At 68.8% G+C, this 15,451-nt stretch carries 16 protein-coding genes; 4 read left to right on the forward strand and 12 right to left on the reverse strand.

Translation table 11 applies throughout. The annotated features are described in order from the left end of the window. Position 1: 1 nt before the first annotated feature. Complete coding sequence (locus tag F6X53_RS01860; protein ID WP_150996596.1) at positions 2-1,027, reverse strand: 2-keto-3-deoxygluconate permease; 1,026 nt, start codon at positions 1,025-1,027, stop codon at positions 2-4. Positions 1,028-1,415: 388 nt separating this feature from the next. On the opposite strand from F6X53_RS01860, the gene F6X53_RS01865 reads away from it, so the two are divergent. Further along, complete coding sequence (locus F6X53_RS01865) at positions 1,416-2,429, forward strand: aldo/keto reductase (protein WP_150996598.1); 1,014 nt, start codon at positions 1,416-1,418, stop codon at positions 2,427-2,429. Between the two features lie 102 nt (positions 2,430-2,531). On the opposite strand, the gene F6X53_RS01870 is transcribed toward F6X53_RS01865, so the two are convergent. The 8 genes from F6X53_RS01870 to bufA2 all read right to left on the reverse strand — a co-directional run bounded on the left by F6X53_RS01870 (position 2,532) and on the right by bufA2 (position 8,332). Further along, complete coding sequence (locus F6X53_RS01870) at positions 2,532-3,095, reverse strand: DoxX family protein (protein WP_150996600.1); 564 nt, start codon at positions 3,093-3,095, stop codon at positions 2,532-2,534. 14 nt (positions 3,096-3,109) lie between these two features. After that, positions 3,110-3,901 carry an HvfC/BufC N-terminal domain-containing protein gene (locus tag F6X53_RS01875; RefSeq protein WP_150996602.1) on the reverse strand — a complete coding sequence of 264 codons (792 nt, stop codon included), beginning with the start codon at positions 3,899-3,901 and terminating at the stop codon, positions 3,110-3,112. Continuing rightward, positions 3,885-4,778 (reverse strand): MNIO family bufferin maturase, encoded by an 894-nt coding sequence (bufB, locus tag F6X53_RS01880; RefSeq protein WP_150996738.1) that lies wholly within the window; start codon positions 4,776-4,778, stop codon positions 3,885-3,887. The genes F6X53_RS01875 and bufB (F6X53_RS01880) overlap by 17 nt, the downstream gene beginning before the upstream one ends. Positions 4,779-4,805: 27 nt before the next feature. Beyond that, entirely contained in the window at positions 4,806-5,093 is a 288-nt protein-coding gene (locus F6X53_RS01885) for a BufA1 family periplasmic bufferin-type metallophore (protein ID WP_150996604.1), read from the reverse strand. Positions 5,094-5,230: 137 nt separating this feature from the next. Next, positions 5,231-6,220: a hypothetical protein gene (locus F6X53_RS01890; RefSeq protein ID WP_238296558.1), complete on the reverse strand. Its 990-nt coding sequence runs from the start codon at positions 6,218-6,220 to the stop codon at positions 5,231-5,233. Positions 6,221-6,248: 28 nt separating this feature from the next. Then, positions 6,249-7,034, reverse strand: coding sequence for an HvfC/BufC N-terminal domain-containing protein (locus F6X53_RS01895; RefSeq protein ID WP_150996607.1), 786 nt, complete (start codon positions 7,032-7,034; stop codon positions 6,249-6,251). After that, the gene (gene bufB / locus F6X53_RS01900; protein WP_238296556.1) at positions 7,031-7,990 is read right to left on the reverse strand and encodes an MNIO family bufferin maturase; all 960 of its coding nucleotides are present in this window, start codon (positions 7,988-7,990) and stop codon (positions 7,031-7,033) included. Before bufB (F6X53_RS01900) ends, F6X53_RS01895 begins: the two co-directional genes overlap by 4 nt. Positions 7,991-8,071: 81 nt before the next feature. Next, positions 8,072-8,332, reverse strand: a complete 261-nt coding sequence (gene bufA2, locus F6X53_RS01905; RefSeq protein WP_150996609.1) for a BufA2 family periplasmic bufferin-type metallophore — start codon at positions 8,330-8,332, stop codon at positions 8,072-8,074. Between the two features lie 500 nt (positions 8,333-8,832). Here bufA2 and F6X53_RS01910 point away from each other — a divergent pair, with 500 nt between their 5' ends. Next, positions 8,833-9,240 (forward strand): thioredoxin family protein, encoded by a 408-nt coding sequence (locus F6X53_RS01910; RefSeq protein WP_150996611.1) that lies wholly within the window; start codon positions 8,833-8,835, stop codon positions 9,238-9,240. 34 nt (positions 9,241-9,274) lie between these two features. Continuing rightward, positions 9,275-9,994: a cytochrome c biogenesis CcdA family protein gene (locus F6X53_RS01915; protein WP_150996613.1), complete on the forward strand. Its 720-nt coding sequence runs from the start codon at positions 9,275-9,277 to the stop codon at positions 9,992-9,994. A gap of 124 nt (positions 9,995-10,118) precedes the next feature. On the opposite strand, the gene F6X53_RS01920 is transcribed toward F6X53_RS01915, so the two are convergent. From F6X53_RS01920 to F6X53_RS01930, 3 genes are all read right to left on the reverse strand, one after another. After that, entirely contained in the window at positions 10,119-11,756 is a 1,638-nt protein-coding gene (locus F6X53_RS01920; protein ID WP_150996615.1) for an acyl-CoA synthetase, read from the reverse strand. Beyond that, the gene (locus tag F6X53_RS01925) at positions 11,753-12,922 is read right to left on the reverse strand and encodes an acetyl-CoA acetyltransferase (protein WP_150996617.1); all 1,170 of its coding nucleotides are present in this window, start codon (positions 12,920-12,922) and stop codon (positions 11,753-11,755) included. Before F6X53_RS01925 ends, F6X53_RS01920 begins: the two co-directional genes overlap by 4 nt. A gap of 301 nt (positions 12,923-13,223) precedes the next feature. Further along, positions 13,224-14,243 carry a TRAP transporter substrate-binding protein gene (locus F6X53_RS01930; RefSeq protein ID WP_150996619.1) on the reverse strand — a complete coding sequence of 340 codons (1,020 nt, stop codon included), beginning with the start codon at positions 14,241-14,243 and terminating at the stop codon, positions 13,224-13,226. A 187-nt stretch (positions 14,244-14,430) separates the two neighbouring features. Here F6X53_RS01930 and F6X53_RS01935 point away from each other — a divergent pair, with 187 nt between their 5' ends. Further along, the gene (locus F6X53_RS01935) at positions 14,431-15,264 is read left to right on the forward strand and encodes an IclR family transcriptional regulator (RefSeq protein WP_150996621.1); all 834 of its coding nucleotides are present in this window, start codon (positions 14,431-14,433) and stop codon (positions 15,262-15,264) included. Positions 15,265-15,451: the final 187 nt, after the last annotated feature.

Here is a 15,451-nt window from a genome sequence, read left to right on the forward strand (position 1 = left end):
CTCAGTGGTGCCCGGCCCGCTGCGCCGGAACCGCGTCCGAGGCGGCCGCCGGCTCGACCACCCTCTCCGCCTCCTCGGCACGGCCGAAGACCCGCGCGGTCCAGGCCGTGGCGACCGGGACCAGGATCGCCGTCACCACGACGCAGGCCGCGACCAGGATCGTGGCGGGGCCGGCCGCATCCGCATAGGCCGGGTTGGCGGAGGCCACGATGGCCGGCACGGCCGCGGCATTGCCGGCCGTCGAGGCGGCGGCCACGCCGGCGACGCCCGTTCCCCCGGTCAGCCGGTCCGCGAAGAAGAGCGGGATTCCGGTAACGACGACCACCGCCACGCCCATCCCGAGGCCGAGCAGGCCCGCCTGCCAGACCTTCGACAGGTCGAGCCCTGCCCCGAGCGCGAAGGCGAAGAACGGGATCATCACGGGAATCGCGCGGCTCAGGAAATCGCGCATCTCGCGGTCGAGATTCCCGATGATCATCCCGACGAGCAGCGGCAGGATCGCGCCCACCAGAGTCTGCCAGGGGAAGGCCGAGAGCCCGGCGACCCCGAGGGTCACCATCGTCAGGAAGGGGCCGCTCTCCAGCGACATGATCGTGTAGGCGCCGACGTCGCGCGGGCGGCCGTACTGGCCCATCAGCGCCATGTAGAGGCCGCCATTGGTGTCGTTCATGCTGGCGACCACCGCCAGGGTGGAGAGGCCCGCGAACATGCCGGCCGCCACCGGCGCCTCGCCGAGCAGGCGGCCGAAGATCAGGCCCAGGACGATCGCGATCCCGACCTTCACGGCGAGGAGCGTGCCGCCCTTCTTGACGATATAGGGCGTCGCCCGGAAATCGATGCTCGCGCCCATGCAGACGTAGAAGACCGCAAGGATCGTCAACGCGCCGGAGAAGAGCGCGCCCGTGAAGGAGCCGAAGAACTTCGGGGTCCCGGGAAAGAACGTGGCGATCAGGGCGCCGGCCAGCAACGGGACCACCATCATGCCGCCGGGCACGGCTTCGATGAATCGCTTGATCGGGACCTGCATGGCGGCTGCCTCCCTGCGCGTTGTGCGCAATCTTATTACTGTGACGCGCGCACTCGCTCGATCATCGATGGAGAGAACCCGGGTCTGCCGCCTAATCTGCGCAAATAATGCATTCAGTCAACGACTTTGCGCAATCTGCGCAGCTTGCGGCGGCCCCGAATACTGGCCGGGCCGGGAAGCGCTTCGTTGCCTGCCCCCCGCGCACGGCCCTTACCACTGGGCGGTTCGTGCCCTAGTTTGACGCCCCCGAGCAGGCGCCTCGGCTTGGGGCGGCGGGTCGTGCCGGCTGACCGCATGGGCGCGCGACGCGCCTCCTCGGATCCGCCGCGCGGGCGCCCGCACCGGCCCCGAGGCAACGATCGGGCCTCACCAACACCGGATGACACGCATGCAGTACCGCAATCTCGGCCGCTCCGGCCTCAAGGTCTCGCAGATCTGCCTCGGCACGATGATGTTCGGCGGCCAGACCGACGAGGCGACCGCGTCCCGCATCATCGGGTCGGCCGGCGCGGCGGGCGTCAACTTCATCGATACGGCGGACGTGTACAACGAGGGCCGTTCCGAGGAGATCACCGGCCGGGCCATCGCGGCGGAGCGCCGTGCCTGGGTGCTCGCCACCAAGGTCGCCAACCCGATGGGCCCGGGGCCCAACGATGCGGGCCTGTCGCGCGCCCGGATCATGCTCGCGGCGGATGAGAGCCTGCGCCGCCTCGGCACGGACTACATCGACATCTATTACCTGCACAGGGAAGACCACGGAACGCCGCTCGCCGAGACCGTGCGGGCCATGGGCGACCTCGTCCGGCAGGGCAAGATCCGGTATTTCGGAGTGTCGAACCACCGCTCCTGGCGGGTTGCCGAGATCTGCCGCTGGTGCGACGAGCTCGGGATCGACCGGCCGGTCGTCAGCCAGCCCTATTACAACGCCCTCAATCGCATGCCGGAGACGGAGCACCTGCCGGCCTGCGCGTATTTCGGCCTCGGGGTCGTGCCCTACTCGCCCCTGGCGCGCGGCATTCTCACGGCGAAGTACGACCCGGACGCGCCGCCGCCCGCCGATACCCGGGCCGGCCGCCAGGACACGCGCATGATGCAGACCGAGTGGCGGCCGGAATCGCTGCGCATCGCGCGCCTCCTGCGGAGCCATGCCGAGGCGCGCAAGATCACGGCCGGTCAGTTCGCGACGGCCTGGGTCCTGAACAATGCCCTCGTGACCTCCGTCATCGCCGGGCCGCGCACCGAGGCGCAATGGAGCGACTATATCGGGGCGCTGGAATACCGCTTCACCGCCGAGGATGAGGCCCTGGTCGATTCCCTCATCGTCACCGGCCACCCCTCGACGCCCGGATACAACGATCCCGCCTACCCGATCGAAGGACGCATCGCGCGAAGCGGCCTCTGATCCTATGATCCCGGTTCGCCCGAGCGCGGCGAGCCGGCATTCGACTGCGGCCGCCCCGCCGGGGCGGCGCGATCGGCAAGGCGAGCCACCGCGTCCGGCCGATCAGATCGCGGCAGGCCGCGATCGAAAGCCGTCCACGCCGCGGTTCCGCGCGCGCCAGGACCGGGCGATCAGGTGATCGAGCGAGAGCGCGCCCGGCCCCTGCGCGACGATGACCAGGAGCAGGCCGAGCCAGTAGGCGTGCACCGTCCACCACGCATCCGGATAGACGAAGATCTGGATCACCATCGTCATGCCGATCAGGCCGAGCGCGGAGAAGCGGGAGGCCAGACCGAGAAACAGCAGCACCGGCAGCAGATGCTCGGCGAAGGTCGCCAGATAGGTCGAGAGGCCGGAGGGCAGGACCGGCACCTTGTACTCCTCGGCAAACAGCGTGAAGGCGGAATCGCGGATATGCGTCGGGATGATCACCGACAGGTCGAGACCAGCGACCTCGCCGCCGATCACCGGCCCCTCGACCTTGGTCTGCCCGGAGGCGAAGAAGGCGTGCGCCACGACGATGCGGGCGAACAATGCGACGAGTGCGTACGGAATGGCGTCGAGGAGCCGGATCACCCGGTCGGTCAACGCCGCGAGCAATCCGGCCCTCTCCGTGTGGGTCGACATGACGAGACTCTCCTTCAGAGCGGCGCCGCGCCGATCCGGGCCGTCGCGGCGACGCCCGACCGGAACAGGATGACGAGGTTGGCGGCGAGATCGAAAGCGGGGACGCGCGCGGCAGCCTCCTCGGCCGCGCGGGCGAGCGGGACGCCGGTCGCGAGCGCGCTCAGGAAGGCATGCCCGCCCGGCGGCAGAACCGAGACCGCGGCCGCGAGATGAGGCCGCACGACGAGCGCGTCCTCGGCCTGCGCGACCGCGACCGGCCGAACGGTCGCGTCGCGCGTGTTGGTCTCCCAGAGCGAGACGATCGCGTGAGGCGACGCGACGAGGTTCACGGACGGGTGCAGGCCGACCACGAGTTCGCCCCAGGCGCCCTGCGGAAACCGCCCGAAGGCCGCCGGCCCCAGCGGCTCGGCATCGGCCGCGTGATAGGCACGGCCGAGCGCGACTTCGAGGCGGGCGACGTCGGCGAGATAGGGCAGGCCGCAAGCCGGCGGGAACTCCGCCACGAAGGCCGGGAAACCCTCGCCATACGCGGACATCACGGCCGATCGCGGCGGCGATTGCAGGGCGAACAGGCTGGCCATCGCGTCGAAGAACGCGTCGCCGACGAGGCGCCGGCAGACGGGAAAGCGCGCCGCGAGGGTCGCGACCAGCCCCACCGCGACGTTGTTCCGATAGACCGAGAAGCGCCGATCGGCGCTGCCGCCGGCCGGTACGCGCAAGCCGCGCGGCGCGGCGCAATCCGGATCGAGCAGGCGGGCCGCGAAGGCACGCTCGCCGCCCGCGCCACGCTCAAGCGACGCGGGCATGGTCGCTCAGTCCCGCCGCCTCGCGCAGAACCGCGTCGGCCCGGCGCACATCCGCATGGAGCACGGCCCAGGCCGGCACGTCGTTGTCCCACTCGATCAGCGTCGGCACGGGGCCGCAGCGGGCGAGCGCGCGGCGGTAATACGGCCAGACCGGATCGGAAACCCTCGCCACATGCGCGTCGATCAGGAGCGGGATGCCCCCGTCCTCATCCTCGGCATAGCCCGAGAGATGAATCTCGCCGACATGCCGCATCGGGAAGGCGTCGAGATAGGCGCCCGGATCGCGGCCATTGTTGATGCCCGAGATGTAGACGTTGCTGACGTCGAGGAGCAGGCCGCAGCCGCTGCGCGCGGCGATTTCGGCGAGAAAATCGACCTCGCTTATCGTCGAGGCCTCGAATTCCGCGTAGCTCGCCGGGTTCTCGAGCAGCATCGTGCGGCCGAGCCTGGTCTGGACCTGATCGATATGCATGACGACGCGCGCGAGCGTGTCGGCATTGTAGGGCAGCGGCAGGAGGTCGTTGAAATACTTACCCTCATGGGTCGACCACGCGAGATGCTCGGAGAACAGGCCGGGCTCGAAGCGGCGGTTCAGTTCGCGGAGCCGGTCGAGATGCGCAGCATCGAGCGGGCCCTCGCCGCCGATCGACAGGCCGACGCCGTGGAGCGAGAGCGGGTAGGCCTCGCGGATCCGGGTCAGCCAGGCGAGCGGCGGGCCGCCCGCGCCCATGTAGTTCTCGGCGTGGATCTCGAAGAAGCCGAGATCGGGGCGCGTCTCCACGATCTCGGCATAATGCTCGGGCTTGAGCCCGGCCCCGGCGCGCGCCGGCACCCTGCCATGTCCGTTCGGGCGCGCCGGGTTCGGAATCGGCGGCATGGTGGGGGGCTGCACCGGGCGCGTCCTTCAGCGGCTCGCGACGGGCGAGAGGCTGCCCTTTCCGGTCGGCGTGACGGTCGCCTCGCAGGTGCCCTTGGGGACGAGCTTCCAGGCATTGCCCTGGTAGTTCTTCTTCGAGGTCCCGGCGCAGCTCGTGCCCGCGCCGGCGGCGCAATCGTTCTGACCTTTCAGGGCGACGCCGTAGCACTTCTCGGTCGGCTTATCGTCGGCCGAGGCCGCGACCGTGAGGGCCGCGCTGAACGCCGTGGCCAGAGCGGTCGCGGCGATCAGATGGGGCGTGAGATTGTTTCGCATCGTCTTCACTTTCCTCTGGGTTGAACTGGTTTCGGTCTACCCGCCATCCGGCTGCGACGCGGCAACACGGTGATGGCGGCCCGCGCGCGGACCCGTTCCCCATTCGGGGAAGCGGGCCGAGCGGTTACGCTGCGCCGTCACGCGGGTCGGCCCGCCGTGAGCGCCGCGCGGATCGATGCGAGCGGGGCGGCCTCGTCGAAGGTGACGCCGCCCGCGGCGGCCCACACCCCGAGCTCACGCCAGAGCGCGAGAAGATCGGGGGCGATCGGCCGCGCGCCCATCGTTGCGTAGAGTTCGGAGAGCACGCGCGCGCCGACCGCGCGGTCGGCCGCCGCGAGAATGCGCCGGATCGGCCAAGCGACCTCGTGGTTGCCGCCGGCGGCGAGCACGGCGCGCATCGCGTCCTGAAGCCCGAGGCGGTTCTCCGTCCGGCGCCGGATCGCGATGTCGGCGCAGAGGCAGAAGATCGCCCCGCCCCAATAGGTGCGGGCCCAGCTCCGCGTCCCGTCGAGCCCGCCATCCGGGCGCCCGGGCAGCCCCTGCGGCATGTCGCGGACCATGTCGGCCCAGATCGTCCGGGCCTGGAGTTCGCCTGCCTGCACCCGCGCGATCGGCTCGACATAGACGGCGAGCCCTTCCGACAGCCAGGCGTGGGGCTCGTCGAGGTCGGGGAGCGCGAGATGCACCATCTCGTGCACCATCTTCCAGTCGCGCTGGAGAGCGGCCTCGTCGGCATCCCGGCCGAGCAGGATGCGGATCGCGGCTCCGCGATAGCCCCAGGTGGTGGCGCCCGGCACGTCCGCGCCGGCGACCGGAACGATCAGGAGGCGTGCCGCATCGACGGGGAAGCGCCCGTAATAGGTTGAGACAGCCGTGGCGGAGCGGCGCACCCAGTCGAGGATCACGGGTTGCGACACAGCGAGCGCGCCCGGGGCGATGCCGACGCAGATGCGGCCGCGCGGGGCGGCGACCTGCGTCTGCGGCAGACGATCGAAGGCATCGTAGGGAAAGCCCTGCCCGGCGAGGAACTCGGAACGCGCGGCGATGCCGCCCCCGAGCGAACCGAGCGCCAGCGCGCCGCCGCCGAGTGCGAGAATGGCCCTTCGCGTGCGTGCGCGTCGCAGCATCGGTTTCCTTCGCTCGAGGAATGCGGCGTCAGCGGCCGATCGTGAACCCGCCGAGCAGGCCCGCGCCGACCCAGCCCTGGAGGTAGCCCACGACGCGGCCCGCCGCGCCGTCGGGATCGTCATAGGTGGCGGCCAGGTCGCAGAGGACGCCGAACGGGAGGTCTCCGCACGCCTCGTCCCACAGCATGGCCTCCTCGACCGAGAGCGGACGCACCATCGCGGTGTCCTCCTGGCGCCAGACGATGATCTTGTCCGATGCCGGCAGCGTCTCGACGACGGGCGGGCTCTCCTCGTCGCGCAGGGCCGACCAGAGCGTGAAGGCGTTCGTGCGGAGATCGAGCCTGCGGGCGCTCGCATGCGGGCGGAAGACGAGCGCCGTGAAGGAATCCGGTGGCACCCCGGCGAAATCCGCTAGACCGAGCACGGCCTCGTCGGGGGCATCGAACGCGTCGGCGAGCGCCGTCTCCAGAGCGGACAGCTCCGCCACGGCCGGATGATCGCCGTAGGGCGGCGTCGCGGCCAGGAAGGCGGGCAGGTCCTGGCTGAACCAGCGCAGATTCGGGTGGCGCGAGGGCCGCGCGGCCACGTAGGCGCGCGCCATCGCGTCGAAGGTCTCGTCGCCGAGATAGGCGTGGAGCAGGGGGTTCTCGCAGCGCATCGTCTCGACGAGGCGCAGCACGTAGGCGTTGCGGTAGACGTCGAGCATGACGCCGCGCGCCTCGCGCGGGCCATCGAGGAGGTCTGCGAGCACGCCCGCGTCGCCATCGAGAACGGCCCGCTGAAACGCGCCCTGAAGCCGCGCGAAGTCGCTCATGCCGGGCGCGGCCTTGCCTGAAGCGGCCGCGCCGCATCGCCCAGGATGTCCCGGGCCATGCTGCGGGTCTGCTCCATCTCGACGAGAAGCTCGTCGAGGGGCGGAATGTTGTCGTCGCGCTCGATGATCGTCGAGACCGGGCCGAAGCGCCTGAGTGCCGCCGCGTAGAGATCCCAGACGTCGTCGCAGACCGGCTGGTCGTGCGTGTCGATGATGTGGGTGCCCATATGGCTGTGGCCGGCCATGTGGAACTGCACCACCCGGTCCCGCGGGATGCCCTCCAGGAAAGCGTAGGGATCGTAGCCGTGGTTGAAGGCGCTGACGTAGACGTTGTTCACGTCGAAGAGCAGCCAGCACCCCGTCCGGCGCGACAGCTCGGCGATGAACTCCCACTCCGTCATCTCGGAATTCGAGAATTGCACGTAGGTCGAGACGTTCTCGAGCGTCAGCGCCCGGCCGAGGGTCTCCTGCACCAGATGCACCCGGCTCACGACGTGGTCGAGCGATTCCTGGGTGTAGGGGATCGGCAGGAGGTCGTGCAGGTTCTTGCCGTGGACGCCCGTCCAGCAGAGGTGGTCGGAGATCCATTTCGGCTCGACGCGGTGGGCGAGATCCTTGAGCGCCTTGAGGTAGGCATGATCGGGCGGGGCCGTGGAGGCGATCGAGAGGGAGACCCCGTGCATCACCACGGGGTAGCGCTCGCAGATCCGGTCGAGGATCTGAAGCGGCTTGCCGCCCGGCACCATGTAGTTCTCGCTGATCACCTCGAACCAGTCGATCGGCGGATCGCCTTCGAGGATGTCGGTATAATGCTCGGCGCGCAGGCCGAGGCCGAAGCCGAGGAATTCAGGCTTCTCGGAACGGATCGGTCCACCGTCGCCCGCGCGGCTCTGCGCCGGGCCCTGCCCGGACGCGCATTCCGTCTCGACCGTCATCGTCGCTTCGTTCAACGCCATGATGGATCACCCTCGCATCCGTTCGGTCACCGGCGGAGCGGGCCCGGCGCCGAGCGCCGGACCCGTCCCCTCGGGCGCGGCTCAGGCCGGCTCGAACTTGCCGCCGGCCTTGGCGCAGGAGCCCTTCGTGGTCACCGTGAAGCCCTGGCCCTTGCAGGCGTTCTGGCCCTTGCAGGCATTGGTCGCGGTCTTGCAGGCGCTGGTGCCCTTGCAGGCGTTGACGCCCACGCAGTGACCCTTGGCGGCCTTCGCGTCGGCGGTGGGCGCGAGCGCCGCGCCGGCGAGGAACAGCGTGGCGGCGGCAGCGGCGACGGTCGCGCCGGACTTGGTGTTCATTTTCATGATGGCATCCTCTCTGGAGCACGGGCCGCGTCGTTCGGGCGGTCGTGGGAGCGCTTGTGTGCGTCCGCGAAATCCTTCGCAGCGCATCGACTGGACGATGTTGGGTCGGCGATGTCGGGCAGGGCCGCGGCGCGGTGACCCCGTCGGATCGACCTCGCCAACTCCGTCCGGATGATCATACGGGGTGCCTATACCGATGGTTACGGTCGATCCGGAAAACATTCGGCGGCAAGCCCGGAATTATCGCAATATATCCGCCTAAGCTCCGGATTTATGGAAGATTTGTCGTCTCGCTGATATTTTCGTGAACGGATGACCCGCGAAACCGCTGGGCGCGCGGAGGCGTCGCCGCTTCGGGCGGCCTCGGCGGACTCGCGCCTAACAGGAGGGAGACGGAGGGGCGGCGCTCTCCGCCGATCACGAGACAGTGAGAGGCGTAACGCGGGGTTTCGTCCGGCGTATCCGAGCGGAGCCCCGTTCAGGCCCGCGGAGAACTGACCATGCATACCCGTCGCCCCGACCTTTACGCCATCGCCGCCGGCTTGGCGCTGTCCGCGTCCCTGGTCTGTCCGAGCCCGAGCCGGGCGGTCGAGCGCGTTGCCTTCACGCCGGCCGCGCTGGCGGCGGCGAGAACGTCGGGCAAGCCGGTGCTGGTCGACGTCTCGGCGCCCTGGTGCTCGGTCTGCAAGGCGCAGAAGCCGATCCTGTCGCAACTCTATTCCGACCCGGCTTATAAGGACCTCGTGGTCTTCGATGTCGATTTCGACAGCCAGAAGCCGGCGCTCACGGCGTTGCGCGTGAACGCCCAGAGCACCCTGATCGTCTATCGCGGCGACAGGGAGATCGGGCGCTCGACCGGCGACACCGACAGGTCCAGCATCAAGGCCCTGATCGACAAGGCGATCTGAGCGCGGGTAGGACCGATCCGAGGAGAGCGTCAGCATGATTGGCACGATCGGATTCGCCTTCCTCGCGGGCCTGCTCTCGACGCTCTCGCCCTGCGTTCTGCCGCTGATCCCGATCGTGCTCGGCACGGCCGCCTCCGAGCATCGCCTCGGCCCCGTCACGCTCGCGGCCGGCCTTGCCGTGTCGTTCACGGCAATCGGTCTGTTCGTGGCCACCCTCGGTTTCGCCATCGGCCTCGATGGCGACGTCTTCCGATCGGTCGGCGCGGTGATGATGATCGGGCTCGGACTCGTCCTGATGCTGCCGCGCCTCCAGGCCCAGTTCGCGACCGCGGCCGGCCCGGTCGGCAACTGGGCGGAGGAGCGCTTCGGCGGGTTCTCGACGACCGGCCTCGGCGGGCAATTCGCGGTCGGCCTGCTGCTCGGCGCGGCCTGGAGCCCCTGTGTCGGGCCGACGCTCGGGGCCGCCTCGCTGCTCGCCGCGCGCGGCCAGAACCTCGCCAGCGTCGGGCTGACGATGCTCGCCTTCGGCATCGGCGCGGCACTTCCTCTGGGGCTGCTGGGGCTCGCCTCGCGCGAGGCGCTGTTGCGCTGGCGCGGCAATCTCGCGGCATCGGGCAAGATCGCGAAGATCGCGATGGGGGCGGTGCTGGTGACGCTCGGCCTGCTGGTGCTGACCGGCATCGACAAGCGGGTCGAGGCCTGGGCCGTCGAGGCCAGCCCCGATTGGCTCACGGCGCTGACGACCCGCTACTGAGCTCGTTCGCCGCGGGAGCGTCTCGCAGGCTCAGCGGGCCTGCCCCGCCACGGCACGTCGCCGGCGCCCGGACGCTGAAGGCGGTGACGCAGATCCCACCTGCGCGTCCGTCATCCAGGCGCGGTCAGGCCGATGCCTGGATCTGCCGATCGAGCGGCAGGCAGCCGCGCGCCTCCAATTCGGCCTGGACGGCCTTCTTGGTGATCTTGCCGTAGCCCGATCGCGGCAGCGCGTCCCAGAAGAACACGCGTTTGGGCAGTTTGTAGCGGGCGACCTTGTCCGCGAGCCAGGTCAGCAGCTCGCGCTCGCCCAGTCCTTCCCCGGGCCGCAGGACGCAGACGGCGACCCCGACCTCCCCCCAGGTCGTGTCGGGGATGCCCAGGATGGCGACCTCGGCCACGGCCGGGTGCTTGAGGATCTTCTCCTCCGTCTCGCGCGGATAGACGTTCGAGCCGCCCGAGATGTACATGTCCGAGGCACGGCCCGTGATGAACAGGTAGCCCTCCGCGTCGAGATGGCCGACATCGCCCGTGCGGAACCAGCCATCGCGAAACGCCTTCGCGTTCGCCTCCGGGTTGGCGTAATAGCCGGCAAAGACCGCCGGGCCGCAGGTACAGATCTCGCCGGTCTCGCCGGGGGCCATCTCGCGGCCGTTCTCGTCCTGGATCTGGACCTGCATGCCGGTGCGCTCATAGCCGCAGGTGCCGACGCGGATATCCGGCCCATCCTCGATCTCGTGCTGGTCCGGCGGCAGCACGGTGATGTTGCCGGTCACCTCCCCGAGGCCGAAATATTGGACCAGGACCTTGCCGAGTTTCCGGAGCGCGTGCTTCTGGTCCTCGCGGTACATCGGTGCGCCGGCATAGATGATGTACCGCAACGACGCGTGATCGTGTTCATCGACGGCAGCGTGCTCAGTCAGCATCTTCACGATGGTGGGCACCGTGAACATGTTGGTGATGCGCCAGCGCGCGACGAGGGCCCAAGCCTCATCGATATCGAAGCGGTTGCTCGTGAGCAGCACCGTCTTCGCCGCACGGGCGACCTGCGCGAGCTGGTGGATGCCGGCGCCGTGCGACAGGGGCGCCACCACCAGGGACGCGTCCTGGTGTGTCGTGCCGGGCATCAGGTCGCAGAGATGGTTGGTGGCCACGAACGCCATCTGGCCATGCGTCAGCACGGCTGCCTTCGGGCGCCCCGTGGTGCCCGAGGTGAAGAAGAACCAGCACGGGTCGTCATACGCGACCGACGCCGTCGGCGCCGCCTGCCCCGCATAGGTCTCCACGAGGGCGTCGTAATCCTCGCCGAAATCGGACGCGCCGATCGAGATGACGCGTTGGATGCCGGGCGCGGCCTCGCGTGCGGCGCTGACGTGGCCGGGAAAGTCACTGTGGCAGATCATGGCGGAGGCGCCGCTCGCCTGCGCCAGATAGGCGACCTCGCCCGGCATCTGCCGGAAATTCGTCGGCACCCAGACGGCACCGAGGCGGAAGCAGACGAACATCGACTCGAAGAGCTGGTGGCAGTTCTTCGACTGGACCAGCACGCGGTCGCCCTTCGTCACTCCGCGCGCCGCGAGGGCCGCGGCCATCGCGTCGATGCGCCGGTCGAGCTCAGCCCAGGTCCAGCTCCGCTCGCCCCAGACGAAGCCGATCGCATCGCGGTGGCGGCGGGCCGCCTGCCGCATGAAGTGGGAAAGGTTCATCACCCGCTTGGAGAACGGCGCGACGCCGCCCTTCGGGTCGGGCGCGAGGCCGGTCATTTGCGGCGCTCCAGGATCGAGACGTAATTGGCGACGGCGGCCCCGCCCATGTTGAAGACGCCCGCGAGCGCCGCGCCCGCGACCTGCATGCCGCCGGCCTCGTTCATCAGTTGCAGGCAGGCCATGACGTGCTGGGACACGCCGGTTGCGCCGACCGGGTGGCCCTTGGACTTGAGGCCCCCTGAGGGATTGATCGGTAGCTTGCCGCCCATCTCGGCGATGCCTTCGCGGACGACGCGGTAGCCCTCACCCGGGGCCGCGAGGCCCATCGCCTCGTATTCGAGCAACTCGGCCACCGTGAAGCAGTCATGGGTCTCGACGAAATCGAGGTCGTCGAGGGAGATTCCGGCCGCCGCGCGGGCCTTGTCCCAGGCGAGGCGCGCGCCCTGGAACGCCACCGGATCGCGTCGCGACAAGGGCAGATGGTCGTTGACGTGCTGGCGCGTCCGGAACCCGATGGCACGCTCGAGGGTCTCGGCCGTCTCGGCATCGGCGACCACGAGGGCGGCCGCCCCATCCGAGATCAGCGAGCAATCGGTGCGCCGCAGAGGCGCGGCGACGTAGGGGTTCTTGTCGGAGATGCGATTGCAGAACTCGAAGCCGAAGTCGCGGCGCATCTGCGCGTAGGGGTTGGCGACCCCATTGCGGTGGTTCTTGGCCGCGATGCGGGCCAATTCCTCACTGCGGTCGCCGTATCTCTGGAAGTAGGTGGCGGCGATGCGCCCGAACACGCCGGCAAAGCCGCCGTCGATATCGCCCTCCTCCTTGCGGTACGAGGCGCTGAGCAGGATGTCGCTGGTCTCCACGACGGACTTGGCCGTCATCTTCTCGGCGCCGATCACGAGCGCGACGCGGCCCCGACCGCTCTCGACGAAATCGAGCGCGGTGTAGAGCGCCGCCGATCCGGTGGCGCAGGCGTTCTCGACATGGGTTGCCGGGACATGGGCGAGGTCGGGCCGGTGCAGGGCGACCTGGGCCGCCTCGAAGCCCTGCTTCGAGAAGCCGTTATTCATCACCCCGACATAGATCCCGTCGACCTGATCGCTCCCGACGCCCGCATGGGTGAGAGCCTCGCCGGAGACGCGGGCGATCAGGCTCTCGACGTCCGGATCCTCGAGCTTTCCGAAGGGCGTGTGAGCCCAACCCACGATGCACGCGCGCGTCATGTTCGATCTCCAAGTGAATCGTTACGGTCGGACGGGTCGAGCGACCGTGTATTCCTCGCGAAAGCCTCCTGAGCGACTGTCCCCGGGGATCGCGGAGGCGGATCGGTCGCGACAGCCGGTCGATATCCACGCCACGGCCGCGATGATCACGGCTCCGGAGGACAGCGCCGCCACACACAGGCGACAGCCTCGAACGGGCGGCGGAGTGCGATGTCGCGGGCGATTGCCGGGGCGCGGCGACGGGGCGAGATTCCCGGCTCGGCGCCCTTTGCCAGGGCGAGGGGCTGGAGCGGGGCCGTGGTCACATCAGCTTGCCGGTGGTCCTCTCCAGGATGGCCCAGGCCTCGTCGCCATAGCGCCCCTTCCACTCGGTGTAGAACCCGGCCTTCTGCAGCTTCTCTCGAAATGGAGCCGGATCGGGCTGGTTGAAGACCAGGCCCTTGGCCGTGAGGTCCTGCTGCACGGTGGCATTGAGCTGAGCACAATCTTCGCGCTCCTTCAGGCCGGCGGCGTTGATGTGCTGGGCGACAACCGTGCGGAGATCGGGCGGAAGCCGCTCCCAGGCGCGCCGATTGGCCAGGAACCAGTACCCGTCCCACATGTGGTTGGTCAGCGAACAATATTTCTGAACTTCGTACAATTTCGCCGTGGCGATCAGGGCCAACGGGTTTTCCTGCCCATCGACGATCTTCGTCTGCAGCGATGAGTAGACCTCGTTGAAGTTGATCGATGTCGGCGCAGCCTCGAATGTCCGGAACATGGACGTCCAGAGCGGCGAGGGAGGCACCCGGATCTTGAAGCCGCGCAGGTCGTCGGGGGTTTTGATCTGCCGGGTGGAGGAGGTGGTCTGGCGGAACCCGTTGTCCCAGATCTTCTCCATCGCAACCAGGTTGGCCTTGGCGATCTGTTGCCGGACATGGGCGCCGAGGTCGCCATCGAGCGCCTTCCATACGGCGTTATAATCCGGGAAGACGAAGCCGATGCCGCTGATCGAGGCGCCCGGGACCAGCGTCGACAGGATCAGGGGCGAGAGCGTGAAGAACTCGACGCCGCCCGCCCGGAGCTGGCTCAGCGTATCCGTGTCTGAGCCGAGCTGGCTCGACGGAAAGATCCGCAACTCGAAGCGCCCCTGGGTCTCCGCCTTGAGGGCCGCGGCCATCTCGCGCGCCCGCACATTGATCGGATGAATATCGGGCAGGTTGTTGGCGAACTTGTAGGTGAACTCGGCCGTCTGGGCGCGGGCGATCCACGGCGCACCGACAAGCCCTCCCGCAACGAGCGACGAGCCGGCCGCCAGAAAGCCGCGACGGGAATGACGCATGGAGGTTCCCTCTCGGTGCGAGTTCGCGTGAACTCTTGCTTCCTCAACCCATCTGGTCCATTTCGTGGACCTATTCGTCTGTTATTCTCGACTGTATGACGCGAGAAACCGGTGTCAAGCAAGTTTTCGGGATCGGCGTTCGGCGCCCTGAGAAGCAAATCATCGCGATCAGCATAAGGTCCACGATATGGATCATCCGAAATCAGTCTCGGCCCGCAAGGCTGTCCAGGCAACGGCCGGTGTCGGTGCTGGCGGAACACAGAGCGTCGATCGGGCCGCGACGCTCCTGATCCTTGTCGGCCGCGCAGGCCCCGCGGGCGCGCGCCTGGCGGACCTGATCGTCGAGACGGACCTGACCAAACCGACCGTGCACCGGATGCTGACGGCCCTGGTTCGTGCGGGCTTGCTGGACCAGGACCCGCAGACGCGACGCTATCATCTCGGTCCCGAGCTCTACGTGCTCGGCACGCTGGCGAGCGCGCGGTTCGGCCTGCACCCCGTGTCGATGAAATCCCTGGTTCGGCTGAGTCAGGAATCCGGTGACACCGCCTTCCTCTCGGTGGCGCACGATGTCTACGCGATCTGTCTCCACCGCGAGGATGGTCCCTACCCGATCAGGGTCCATTCCCTCCAGGCCGGCGACCGTCACCCTCTCGGGATCGGGGCGGGGAGCCTCGCGCTCCTGTCCGCCCTGTCCGATGCGGAGATCGATCAGATTCTCGACGTCAACGCGGATGTCCTCACAGGAAAATACGAGGCTTTCTCAGGTCCGACCTTGCGCAGGCTCGTGCAGGAGACCCGGCAGAGAGGATACGCGCTGAATCCCGGGATGCTGCTCACCGGATCCTGGGGGATCGGCGTGGCGATCCGGGGTGAGGCCGGCAAGCCGATCGGCGCCTTGTCCATCGCGGCGATCGAGGGACGGCTTGGCGAGAACCGCCAACGGGAGTTGGCCCAGATCTTACGGCGCGAAGCGCGCTCGATCGAGACACGCCTGCACCAGTTGGGGCGCCGATCCTGAGGAATACGACAGGTCGTCGGATCAGGCGGACGGTCGGGGGTTGGTCTGCGAGCCCCCCGCTTCATGCCCAAGTCCTTCGGTCCCGACGGATTCTTTCCAGCAGCCGGATCCAGAGCCGGCGATCGGGTCGATTGATCGCTCCAACATGGCCTGAGCTCTCGGACAGGCTTGCGTTGATGACATTCTG

Source organism: Methylobacterium soli (genome assembly GCF_008806385.1).
GTDB classification, from domain to species: Bacteria; Pseudomonadota; Alphaproteobacteria; order Rhizobiales; family Beijerinckiaceae; genus Methylobacterium; species Methylobacterium soli.